This is a genomic window from Streptomyces sp. NPDC048416 (assembly GCF_043200435.1).
GTDB lineage: Bacteria > Actinomycetota > Actinomycetes > Streptomycetales > Streptomycetaceae > Streptomyces.
The window spans coordinates 506,760-518,420 of record NZ_JBICXU010000001.1; the positions used below are offsets into that span (position 1 = coordinate 506,760).

The following is an 11,661-nucleotide window of genomic DNA, read 5'->3' on the forward strand; positions in this document are numbered from 1 at the left end:
GTGAACACGGATCTCGGAAGCTATCTGCGGCAGATGCGGGAGCGTATCCGGCCCGAACAGATCGGCTTGGTGAGCCGGGGTTCCCGGCGCGTGCCGGGGCTGCGGCGCGAGGAAGTCGCCGCGCTGGCCGGCGTGAGCCAGACGTATTACACCCGCCTGGAACAGGCCCAGACCGCACACGCCTCCCCCTCGATCCTGCTCTCCATCGCGCGGGCCCTCGAACTGAGCCCGGACGAGGAGGAGTACCTGCTCAAGATCGGCACGCCGAAACCGGACCGGCCCGCACCGGCCCCCGCTCTCGACCGCATCAGCCCCCACACCCGCATGCTGGTCGAGTCGCTGGGAAACGTGGCGGCTGCGGTGCTCAACTACCGGTGCGACATTCTCGCGTGGAACCCGCTGTACCACCGCCTCTTCGCGCCGCATCTGGACTTCTCCGCACCCGAGTCCGAGGAATTCCGGCCGAACATCATCACGCTCAATTTCCTCGACGCCGAGGTACGCGGCCTGTATGCGGACTGGCCCACCGAATCGCTCGCCAACGTCACCTATCTGCGCTTCATCGCGGCCAATCACCGCCATGATCCGCGACTTGCGGAGCTGATCGGTGAACTCACGATCCAGAGCGAGGAGTTCGCCGCGATCTGGGCGCGCCAGCGAGTCGCCAACTGCACGGAGGGAACGAAGGCGTTCGACCATCCCGCGGTCGGCGAGCTGGAATTGATGTACCAGTCCGCGGAACTCCAGGACGGCAACATCCTGAAGTTCTACCACGCCGAAAAAGGCTCCCCGCACGAGGATTCCCTGAATTTGCTGATGGTGGACGTGGACTCCGTCCCCACCCGCTGACCCGTTCCCCTTTTCCACCCCGCCGCCCATTCCGACCCCCATACGACCCTGCCCCTGCCCGCCCTGCCCGACGCCGGGCGGGCACGTGCGCATGCCCCGCGCCGGGAGGGTCGGGACGGAGCGGAGCGGCCACCCCCCACCCCCACCCCCACCGTCGAACCATCGGACGCCCCTGAGCGCGCTCCACCCCGATCCATACGTACGTCTTAAACGTAAGTACTAGACACGCGTTTAAGACGCTCGTACATTACTGCCATGCCCAACTCGACGAGCACCACAGCAAGCACCATCGGCGGGGCCGGCCCGCGCGCCGGTCGCAGGGAGTGGACGGCGTTCATCGTTCTTCTGCTGCCCCTCCTCCTCGTCTCGATGGACGTCTCCGTCCTGTACTTCGCGCTCCCCTCCATCAGCCGCGAGCTCGACCCCTCCGCCACCCAGCAGCTGTGGATCATCGATGTGTACGCCTTCGCCCTCGCCGGGCTGCTGATCACGATGGGCTCGCTCGGCGACCGCATCGGGCGGCGCAAGCTGCTCCTGTTCGGCGCCGCCGCCTTCGGCATCGCATCGGTGACCGCCGCGTACGCCACCAGCGCCGACATGCTCATCGCCGCACGGGCGCTGCTCGGCATCGGCGGGGCAACCCTGATGCCCTCGACGATGGGTCTGGTCCGCACGATGTTCCGCGACGACAAGCAGCGGGGCCGGGCCATCGGCATCTGGTCCGCCGCCATGGCGGGCGGGATCGCGCTCGGGTCGGTGCTGAGCGGGATCATGCTGGAGCACCTGTGGTGGGGATCCGTCTTCCTGATCAATGTGCCGGCGATGGTGCTGCTCCTGGTCCTGACACCGGTGCTGGTCCCCGAGTCCAAGGACCCGGAGCCCGGCAGGTTCGACTTCCTGAGCGTGCCGCTCTCGATGGGCGCGGTGCTGCCGGTGGTGTACGGGCTCAAGGAGTTCGCGGCCGACGGTTTCTCGACGACGAACGCGGTCTGTGTCGCGGTGGGCCTGGTCCTCGGCACGGTCTTCGTACGCCGTCAGCTCACCCGGCGCGACGCGCTGATCAGCCGCGAACTGTTCCGCCCCGGACGCGGGTTCGGCGCCGCGATCTCGTGCAACACGATCGCCGCGTTCGCGATGATGGGCTCGGCGTACTTCACGACCCAGTACCTCCAGTCGGTGCTGGACATGAGCACGATGCGGGCCGCGCTGTGGAGCGTCGCCCCCTCGGTCGCCGTCGGCGCCGCCGCCCCCACCGCCACCGCCGTGGCGCAGAAGGTGAACCGGGCCTACGTCATCGCCGCGGGCTTCGCCGTCGCCGCCGTCGGATACGCCCTGCTCACCCTCGCAGGGACGGACTCCCTCGCGTTGGTGCTGGGGGGCGCGGCGGTCATCGGGAGCGGCATCGTCACGGTGATGGCGCTGGTCTCCGACATGGCGCTGGCCTCGGCCCCCGCCGAGAAGGCGGGCTCGGCGGCCTCGCTCCTGGAGACGGGGCAGGAGTTCGGCGGGGCGCTCGGCATGGCGGTGCTCGGCTCGATCGGCACCGCGGTCTACCGCGCCGACATGCCGGCCTCGGCGCCGGCCGCCGCACGCCAGACCCTGGGCGCGGCCGTCGCCGGCGCCGACCACACCCTGGCGGCCCTGGCGCGGGACGCCTTCGTACACGGCATGCAGTACGCGGCGGCCGGCGGCACGGTGATCCTGGCGGTCGCCGCGGTACTGGCGGCGGGAATGCTGCGGGGCCCCGCGGCGGCGGCCGAAGCGGCTGCGGATGGGCGGGAGTTGGGGGCCGCCGGAGGCGCCGAGGCCGGTGCGGGTGGCAGCACGGGTGCGGGTGCCGGTGCTCCGGGCGACGTCGAAACGACAGCCCCGGGCCGGCTCGCGGAACCGGCGGTGTGAACCCGTACGCACGGCACCGCATGGTGCAGCCGAAGGGCCGGCCATCGCGAAGATGGCCGGCCTCACGCCGTTGCGATGTCAGATCCCTGGGGCGGTCGCGAGAGCGAGCATGTGGGAGGAGGCGGCCAGGAGTTCCGGGTAGGGCTCGGCAAGTCGGGCGGCGCGCAGGGCCGACCGGAACATGGGGGTGCCCGTCACCGATTCCCCGCTGTGCTGCTCGGTTCCCTTGAGGACGGCCCAGGCGGGCCCTTCGATGCCCCGCACGGTGACATCGGCCAGGCCTGCGGCGGTCATTTCCTCGGCGAGGGATTCGGCGGTGTGGAAATACGCGGCCGTGAATCCCTTCCGGCCCGGCTCGTGGATCCCGGTGGCAAGGATGTCGACGATGGCATCGTGCACGCGGTCGACATCGAGCATGGTCGTGGCGACGTGCTCGAACAGGGACGCATAGCGGCCGATCGCGGCCGCGGCGACCAGGCCGCCGGGTTTGACGACACGTACCGCTTCGGCGAGCGCCTGGTCGCGTTCGGCGCGCTCCAAGAGGTGGTAGAGCGGCCCGAGTACGAGCACGGCGTCATAGGAGTGGTCGTCAGCGGTGAGCTTGCGTGCGTCGCCCAGCTCGGCCGTGGCGCCGGCGGTCGCCGCCTGCTCGATGTGACGGGGAACGGGGTCGACCACGTGCACCGTATAGCCGTCCTCGACGAGCCACCGGGCGTGGATGCCGGGGCCGCCTCCGACGTCCAGGATCCGAGCCGGCGCGGGCGGCAGGAGGGGGCGCAGAATCTCCTGGGTGCGGACCAGTTCCAGCGCACCGTCCGCGCTCGTGGTCAGCCGCTCGGATTCGTCGCTCGTCTCGGAGTAGAAAGTCAGGACTTCCGGCGCGACTTGCGGGTCTGGTGTCATAGCGGGGATGGTCCACCTTGACCGGTCCACCTGTCCAGAGGAGCAAGGGGCTCGCACACATGGCCGTTCTCAAGTACGAGCTGATCGCCGACTCCCTGCGTCAACGCATCGCGGATGGGGAGTTCACCCCGGAGGACCTGCTGCCCTCGCAGCGTGATCTGTGTGCGCAGTGGGACGTCTCGCGCGCGACCGTGATCAAGGCGTACGACCTTCTGGTTCAGGACGGCTTGGTGGTGGCAAGGCAGGGGCAGGGGTTCCGTGTCGCGCCCGCGCCGCTCGCGCGCCCGGCAGGCGGCCGCAAGACCGGCACCACCCGGGCGGGCACCGGCCGGGCCTTCCGGATCCTCGGCACCCCTGTGCGCGAGGCCCCACCGGGGCGCATCGCCGCCGCGCTCGGCGTGCCGGACGGGCAGGTGGCGCTGCGCCGTGACCGGCTCATGCAACTGGCCGACGGCTCGCCCCTCACGGTGGTGCAGGCATGGTTCCCGCTGGACATCGCCGACCAGTGCCCACGCCTGGAGAGCACACGGCAGATCGTCGAGGGCACCACCCGCTACATCCTGCGCATGACGGGGCGCAGCCCGGTGCGCGGCACCGACATCAAGGCGGTTCGGCTGGGCACCGCCGAAGAAGCCACGCTTTTGGAGCGGGAACCCCCGTTCGCCGTGCAGACGGTGCTGCACACCGCGGCGGACGTGGACGGGCGGACGCTGGTGGTGGAGTACGGCGTGACGCCCGGCGACCTGTGGGAAGAGACGGACAGCTACCCCATGAGCAGCGCTCGCTGACGACCCGTCACCCGGCGTGCGGGCATGGCAGGTTCACTGTCGCCACTTGACTGGACCGGTCCACCGGTCCAATCTATGAGGGTGTGGCCCACGCCACGCCCACACTGCGCGCCGCCAGAAGGATCCCGCAAGGGCGAGCCCTGACGCACCGTCGGCCAACTGACCCGGCCCCGGGGCTCCGACGTGCTCAACGACCCAGCGCGCTCAGCACAGTCGCCGTCTGGTGGTTGGCGCCCAGGTGGTTGGGGTGGAATGGCACGGCCAGGCCCGGTGGGTCGGTGGACAGCGGGGCCAGGCCCTCCACCCAGCGGCTGCCGGCCGGCTCGCACACGTCGTGGCCGCGGCTGGCCCGGTACGTGTCGACGAAGGACGCCCCGCTCTCGACGGCGGCGGAGGCGAGCATCCCGTTGAGCTCCTTGAGGCGGGCTCCGAACCACGTCAGGTCCTGGTCGTGGATCGGCACCAGGGGGTAGCAGCCGCGGTCGGTGGAGATTCCCGCCAGGTAGTCGACGACCAGCACCGTGGCGTGCGGCGAGCGGTCCCTGATGCCCGTGAGGACGCTGGTGATACGGGACTTGGTGTCGGCGATCCGCCGGGACATCACGTCCGTGCCGTCCGCGCGTGTGAACCGGGTGCGGCACGCTGCGGTCAGCGGGGCGGGCAGCGGATTGATGCAGCCGATGACCGCGTCCGCGAGCCCGATGTCGTTGCCGCCGATCCCGACGGTGACGAGGTCGGTGGTGGGCGTCAGCCGGTCGAACTGGGCCGGGTTCACGCCCTGTGCGAGCAGCGGTACGCGGCCCACGTTCTGCGGCGTGGTCATCTCACGGGTGGTGGCACCCCCGCACGTGGCGTCCCGGAACACGGCCACGCCCAGGCGGGCGGCGACCTGCTTGGGGTAGTTCCAGGTGCTCTGCGCACAGCCGATGGGGGCGTAGGTGGGGTCGATGCCGAGCACGGTGACATCGGCGGACCAGGAGTCGCCGAGAGCCACGTACTCGTGGAAGCGGGGCTCGGTGCGGGCCGCGGGGCCGGCTCGGTCCTCGGCGGAGGTGACGGTCCGCGGCGACGGGGAGTGGGGCCGGGCGACGGTGGCGGCCGGGCCTGTGGCCGCGACCGACGTGGCGGGGGCGGTGAGCAGCGCGGAGGCGGCGGCGATGGCGGTGAGGAGGAGGCGGGGGTTCACATGACCATCCACCCATTGCGGGGCGGGCCGCCGGGGGACGACCGCCGCTAATTCACTCGCGCGCGCGACAACGCGACAACACGACAAGGGGAAGGGGTCGGCGGCACGGCGGCCCGGCGTCCGCACAGCGCTCACCAGGGTTGCGTTCCAGGGACGACGCCTGACGAATGCGCCGCCGACGCGCCGTGCGGCCCCGCCCGCGCGGCGTCGCCGCGCCCCCAACCTCCCGGCGCCGGACGGCATGAGCGTCTTCAGCCCGTCATGGGGCACCTGGTCCTTCAAGCCTCGGGGGTGATCGGTGAGGCGGGGGCAGGGCCCCGGGGATGTCGTCCGGGGTCAGGCGGCGGTACGTCCGGGCCCCGGGTGGGCGCCACCACACCGGGCCGCCCGACCAGAACCCCTCCCGCCGCAGCCCACCCCGCCGCACCTTGTTCGTCGCCGTCACGGGAAGTCCCCGTACCAGCCGCACGAAACGCGGAGCCATCTTCGTGCCCAGGTCCGGCTGGGCGGCGAGGAACGCGGCGAACCGCGCGGGGTCGAACGAGGCCGGGTCCGCCAGGGCGAGCGTGGCCATCACCTGGTCGCCCGTCACCGGGTCGGGCACCGCGTACACCGCCACCCCCCGCACCGGCTCCCACCGCGCGAGGATGTTCTCGATCATCGAGGCGGCCAGGTTCTCGCTGTCCACCCGCAGGCGGTCGTCGGCGCGCGCCGCGAAGTAGAGGTAGCCGTCCGCGTCGCGGAAGAACAGATCGCCCGTCCAGTACCAGCCACCCCGACGGCGTTCCGCGTCCGCGGCCGGGTTGCGCCAGTAGCCCTCGAAGGGGTTCGGCGCCCGGTTCACCAACTCCCCTATCGCGGCGCCCCCGTTGAGCAGGCGGCCCGCCTCGTCGAAGCGCGCGGGTTCGCAGTCCCGGCCCGTCTGCGGGTCGACCACCGCGAGGTCGCCGCCCGGCGCGGCCCTGCCGATGGCGCCCGGTGGTGTGCCCGGGGCGCGCTGGATCGCCGCGCCGCCCTCGGAGGACCCGTACCCCTCGACGAGCCGCACGCCGAAGCGCTCGGCGAACCGGTCCGCGTCGACCGCCCCCGCCTCGGTCCCGAATCCGGTCCGCAGGGTGTGCTCACGGTCGTCCGGCCGGGCCGGGGTGGCCAGCAGGTACTGGATGGCCCGGCCGACGTACGTGAAGTACGTGGCGCCGTACGCCCGTACGTCCGCCAGGAACCCCGACGCCGAGAAGCGGTCCCGGAGCGCCACGGTCGCGCCCGTCGTGAGCGCCGGGGCCCAGTTGGCGATCACCGCGTTGCCGTGGAACATCGGCATGCAGATGTAGTGGACGTCGTCGCGGCCGAGCCCGAAGTGGGAGGCCAGCGCCCCGCCCGCCGCGGCGAGCCGGCCCTGGGTGCAGATCGCGGCCTTGGGGGCGCCGGTCGAGCCGGAGGTGAAGTACAGCAGGAGCCGGCTCTTCGGGCCGACCGGGCCCACCGTCGACTCGCCCGGCTTCGCGCCCTCGTACGGGGCGAGCAGGCGCCCGTACGCCTCCGTGTCCGTCACCAGGACGCGTACGCCCGGCAGTTCGAGTCCGTCGAGCAGGGGCAGGTGGGCGCGTGCGGTGACCAGGACCCGGCACTCGGTGTGCAGGATGTCGCGGGCCAGCTCGGGCCCGCGCCGGGTGGGGTTGATGCCCGCGACGGCGGCTCCGGCGAGGGCCGCCGCGCTGAGCCAGAGGGGGAATTCGGGGGTGTTGTCGAGCAGCACCCCGAGGTGCGGCTCGGCACCCCGGGGCAGCAGCTCGGCGAGGAGCGCGGCACGGGCGGCGGCGCCCGCGGCGACCTGGTGGTGGGTGAGCTCCAGGCCGCCGCAGCGCAGCGCGGTCCGCCCCTCGCCCCATTGGCGCTGTACGTACGCCGCGACGGTCGGCTCGGCCGACGCGGTCGGCGCCCTCTTCGTCATGGCGCCGCACGGTAGTTGATGGTGCGTCAGAACTGAACGTCCGAGCAGGCGTAGAAGGCGTTGCCGGTGTCCGCGATCGTCCATACGGCGACGATGAGGTGGTGTCCGGTCCTGCCGGTGGGGATGGTCCCCTGGTGCGAGACGGTGGACGGTGGCTGCTTCCCGCCGTAGGGCACGGTCAGGAACGGCTGGGTGTCGAGGGCGGCGCGGGTGAGCGGCCGGCTCGGGTCCCAGCCCTGTTTGGTGAGGTAGTAGCGGAAGTCGGTCGTGGCGTGGCGCGCGGTGAACTGCCAGCGGAACGTGTAGGTCTGACTGGCCGTCAGCTTGGTGGCCGGCCAGCCGGTGCCGCCGCGCGGATCATCGAGCTCGGCGAACCTGCTGTTGCCGCCCGCACAGATGGTGCCGTCGGACGGACCGCCCGCCGGGAATCCCTTGGGGCCCTCGACGGACTGCGGCTCCCACTGGATGTCACCGCAGTTCTTGACCGTGCCGTTGGCGCAGAGTTTCTGCCTGCTGATCGGCTGGTCGGTGTAGCCGTGGCTGCTCGCACTGCCGGTGGCGAGCAGGGACGCGCCGGCGACGGCGAGCCCCACCACGACGGCACCGAGCCGCTGCTTCTTTCGCATGCTGACACTCCTGGAGAACGTGGGGAGTTCCTTCGGATGGAGCTGCACGCGTGCGGTATTTCATGTTCCGGTCTAGACCAACTACCAGACTATGGAGGGGAGTTGGGCGTGTCCAGGCCAATCCCCCAACAGATTTCCGGCACCCCCGGACAACGCCGCCCAGCACCGACGGGCCCCCTCGCACCCGTCGAATGCCTCGCACTCGTCGTACGTCTCGCACGCACCCGTCGAATGCCTCGCACTCGTCGTACGTCGCACCCGTCGTACGTCTGGACCCGTCGGACGTTTGGAACGCCTCGGACGTCTCACACCCCTCGGCACCCTCGAACGGCGCGGACCCTCACGGACGCTCACGGACGCCTCAGACGCCCTCAGACGTCTCAGACGCCTCAGACGCCCTCTCCCGAGCCGCGCCCCGTGTAGAAGGCGACCGTCAGGTCCTTCACCAGGGCCTTGCGCTCGTAGGCGTCCAGTTCCACCAGGCCCCGCGAGGTCAGCCGGTGCACGGTGTCGTCCACCGCGTCCACCACCGAGGTCAGCACCGAGTCGCGGTGCTGGGCGTCGATGGCGGCGACCCGCTGCCTGCGCATCGCCGCCGCCACCTCGGGCGCGTACTCGATCCGGGTGGGCTGCGCCGAGTACAGCTCGATGCCGACCGGCTCCGTCTCCGCTTTCAGCATGCAGGTCAGCGCGTCACCGACGGCCTCCGCGTTCCTGAGCGTGGGAGCGTCCTCGTGGAACGCGTCGGCCGGGAGCTGCGAGAGCACCCGGGCCATCGCCGCCTCCACCTGCTCGCGCAGATACGTCTCGTGGTCGGCGACGGCGAGCGTGGCCCGCGCCGTGTCCTTGACCCGCCACACCACCAGGACCACCACCTGGAGGGCGGTGCCGCGGGCGTCGACGGCGCCCATCGGCTCGCTGCGCCAGTGCCTCAGGCGCAGATCGACCCGGCGCCGGAGCATCAGCGGGCTCATCCACACCAGGCCGGTGCGCCGCACGCTGCCCCGGTAGTCACCGAAGAGCGAGAGCACCCAGGCGTAGCCGACATGGCCGCGGTCGAGCCCGCCGAAGGCGAGCACCGCCACGCTCACCCCGAGCGCGAGCAGCCCCCACTCTTCGAGCCGGATGCCGTTGTACGGGTAGGCGGGCAGCCGCAGCAGCGCGGTGAGGGAGCGCGGCAGGACTCCCGTCCACCAGGTCACCACCGCGCACCCGGCGAGCGCGAGGATCCCCGCGGCCACGGCTGTTCCGCCCGGCACGACCGGGCCCGGCCGTTCCGAGATCCGCGGGTCGACCGGCGTGGCGGGCCTGGCCGGGGCGGCGACCGGGGTCCGTGCGCCCGCCTGCTTGGGCGGCCGGGCGACGGTACGCGGCGCCGGGTCCGCCACCGCGGGGACGACGGGGCTGGGCCCCGTGTCGTCGCGGAACAGCAGGTGGACCGGGATCTCGGCAGTGCTCTCACTGCGAATCACGGCCACCCTGCGCCCGGTGTCCGAGGCGGTGGGCACGGGGGCGGGCGACCGCCCGCTGTCGGAGGCGGTGGGCACGGGGGCGGGCGACCGCCCGCTGTCGGAGGCGGTGGGCACGGGGACGGGCGACCGCCCGCTGTCCGGAACGTCCGCAACAGGGACGGGAGTTGAGCCGGGGACAGGGGCGGGGGTGAGGCCGGGGGCGGAGCTCAGGGTGGGGCCGGGGGTGGGAGTGGGGGTCTGCATGCTCGTGTGTCCCTCCATCATGCGAAGAGCCGCCGCCAGGTCTCGGGGCCGGGGTAGCCGTCGGCCTCGGCGCCGCGCCAGCCCTGTGCGCGCTGGAACGCCTCGACATTGCGCCGGTCCGCCTCGCTCCAGCGCGGGCCGGGACCCGAGGTGTAGTACGTGCCGAAGCCCTTCTTCACGAGCTGCCGGCCGAGCTGGGTGATGTACGGGCTGCTCTGCCCGATGCGGAAGAGGCTCGGGCCGGGAAAGGCGGGCCGCGTCACCTGCGCGGCGCCCGTGCTCACGGCGACACCCGCGTGCACGCTCGCGGCACCCGTGCTCGCGGCGGCGGGCACCTTACTCGGGGTGCCCGTGCTCGCCGGGGCCGTAGTCGGGGTGGCAGCGCCCGTGCTCGGGGTGGCCGGGACCGTACTCGGCGCAGCTGGGACCGTGCTCGGCGCGGCGGGGGCCGTACTCGGGGTGGCAGGAGCCGTGCTCGGCGCGGCGGGGGCCGTACTCGGGGTGGCAGGAGCCGTGCTCGGCGCGGCGGGGGCCGTACTCGGGGTGGCGGCGCCCGTACTCGGGGTGGCCGGGGCCGTACTCGGGGTGGCGGCGCCCGTGCTCGGCACGGCAGGGACCGTACTCGGCGCGGCAGGGGCCGTGCTCGGCGCGGCGACGACGCCCTTGTACCGGTAGGGCAGGTATTTCGCGGAGTTCTTCCAGTACGCGTACGGCGTGGTTTGCGTGCGGGTGCCGGGCGGGGTCTGCTCGTAGGCCGTGTAGGAGGCGTGCGTGTGGTCGGTCCAGCCGCCGAAGATCACGACGTGTGAACCCTTGTTGGGGTCGTCCGGGTTGTGGAACAGCAGGATGTCGCCGGGCTGGAGCTCGTCGCGCGTCACCCGCACCGCGAACTTGGCCAGGCTCCCCGTCCACTCGTTGGTGCCGAGGTCCCACGCCATCGAGACGTAGCCGGAGCAGTCCTGCCGGTACCCGTCCTTCCAGAACGCCTCCATGTCGTACGGCACGGCCGCGGCCACCCACGTCTTGGCCCGGTTGATGATCTCGGCCCGGGTGGTGGGCCGCGGCGTCGCCGGCGGGAGGGGCAAGGACGCTCCGGGCGCGCCGTGCAGTCCGGTCCTGCCGCCCTGCTCGGTGGGCGGGTCGGGATCGGCGGCCCTGTTCATACGGGGCCCCTCGGGCGCGGGGAGGGGGGCGGCCGCGGCGGCCGCGGCGGTGCCCAGCACCATCGACGCCGCGGTGGCCGCCACCAGTGCACGGCGGGCGCCGCCCTGTGCCGCGGGGTGGCCGCCGTCGCGTACCGGGAGCAGCCGCATCACCCGCCGCCGGTCCGCGCAGCCCGCGCAGCCGCAGTCCCGCGTGGGCTCGTAGTCCTCGAACACCGGCCCGGGTGTACTGGCTTCCATCCGCTGCCCTTCCCCTTCGTCCCGCCCTCGGAGACTTCGGCGATCGTTTCCGTACTGCCTGTTATTGCCGTACTGCCGTGCTGCCTGTTACTGCCGTACTGCCGTGGTGGTCGCCGCGCTTGCGCGACGGAGCGCAGGGGCCGTTCTGTCCCGACTCGTCATATTTTTACCGATGAGTACTGATAAAACGAACATCTGACAGCGTGGCGCTGGTCAAAACCACCCTCAGGAGTCGGGTAAAGTTTTCCGAGTCAGCAGGCGCCGCTAGCTCAGTTGGTTAGAGCAGCTGACTCTTAATCAGCGGGTCCGGGGTTCGAGTCCCTGGCGGCGCACGCACCACC

The 11,661-nt window shown here is 72.1% G+C and carries 9 protein-coding genes and 1 tRNA gene; 4 read left to right on the forward strand and 6 right to left on the reverse strand.

The window, feature by feature from the left end:
- Positions 1 to 849, forward strand: coding sequence for a helix-turn-helix transcriptional regulator (locus ACGFW5_RS02305; RefSeq protein ID WP_393832243.1), 849 nt, complete (start codon positions 1 to 3; stop codon positions 847 to 849).
- Between the two features lie 255 nt (positions 850 to 1,104).
- Positions 1,105 to 2,748: an MFS transporter gene (locus ACGFW5_RS02310; protein WP_393832244.1), complete on the forward strand. Its 1,644-nt coding sequence runs from the start codon at positions 1,105 to 1,107 to the stop codon at positions 2,746 to 2,748.
- 78 nt (positions 2,749 to 2,826) lie between these two features.
- On the opposite strand, the gene ACGFW5_RS02315 is transcribed toward ACGFW5_RS02310, so the two are convergent.
- Positions 2,827 to 3,651 (reverse strand): class I SAM-dependent methyltransferase, encoded by an 825-nt coding sequence (locus ACGFW5_RS02315; RefSeq protein WP_393832245.1) that lies wholly within the window; start codon positions 3,649 to 3,651, stop codon positions 2,827 to 2,829.
- A 59-nt stretch (positions 3,652 to 3,710) separates the two neighbouring features.
- Between ACGFW5_RS02315 and ACGFW5_RS02320 the strand changes: the two genes are divergently transcribed.
- Positions 3,711 to 4,439: a GntR family transcriptional regulator gene (locus ACGFW5_RS02320; RefSeq protein ID WP_393832246.1), complete on the forward strand. Its 729-nt coding sequence runs from the start codon at positions 3,711 to 3,713 to the stop codon at positions 4,437 to 4,439.
- A 187-nt stretch (positions 4,440 to 4,626) separates the two neighbouring features.
- On the opposite strand, the gene ACGFW5_RS02325 is transcribed toward ACGFW5_RS02320, so the two are convergent.
- The 5 genes from ACGFW5_RS02325 to ACGFW5_RS02345 all read right to left on the reverse strand — a co-directional run bounded on the left by ACGFW5_RS02325 (position 4,627) and on the right by ACGFW5_RS02345 (position 11,320).
- On the reverse strand, positions 4,627 to 5,625 hold the full coding sequence (locus ACGFW5_RS02325; RefSeq protein WP_393832247.1) for an SGNH/GDSL hydrolase family protein: 999 nt from the start codon (positions 5,623 to 5,625) through the stop codon (positions 4,627 to 4,629).
- Positions 5,626 to 5,884: 259 nt separating this feature from the next.
- Complete coding sequence (locus ACGFW5_RS02330) at positions 5,885 to 7,576, reverse strand: AMP-binding protein (protein ID WP_393832248.1); 1,692 nt, start codon at positions 7,574 to 7,576, stop codon at positions 5,885 to 5,887.
- Between the two features lie 26 nt (positions 7,577 to 7,602).
- Positions 7,603 to 8,202 (reverse strand): lytic polysaccharide monooxygenase, encoded by a 600-nt coding sequence (locus tag ACGFW5_RS02335; RefSeq protein WP_393832249.1) that lies wholly within the window; start codon positions 8,200 to 8,202, stop codon positions 7,603 to 7,605.
- A gap of 389 nt (positions 8,203 to 8,591) precedes the next feature.
- The gene (locus ACGFW5_RS02340; RefSeq protein WP_393832250.1) at positions 8,592 to 9,917 is read right to left on the reverse strand and encodes an SPFH domain-containing protein; all 1,326 of its coding nucleotides are present in this window, start codon (positions 9,915 to 9,917) and stop codon (positions 8,592 to 8,594) included.
- Between the two features lie 17 nt (positions 9,918 to 9,934).
- Positions 9,935 to 11,320 (reverse strand): peptidoglycan-binding protein, encoded by a 1,386-nt coding sequence (locus ACGFW5_RS02345; RefSeq protein ID WP_393832251.1) that lies wholly within the window; start codon positions 11,318 to 11,320, stop codon positions 9,935 to 9,937.
- Positions 11,321 to 11,578: 258 nt separating this feature from the next.
- Between ACGFW5_RS02345 and ACGFW5_RS02350 the strand changes: the two genes are divergently transcribed.
- Positions 11,579 to 11,652, forward strand: a tRNA-Lys gene (locus tag ACGFW5_RS02350).
- The last annotated feature ends 9 nt before the right edge of the window (positions 11,653 to 11,661 follow it).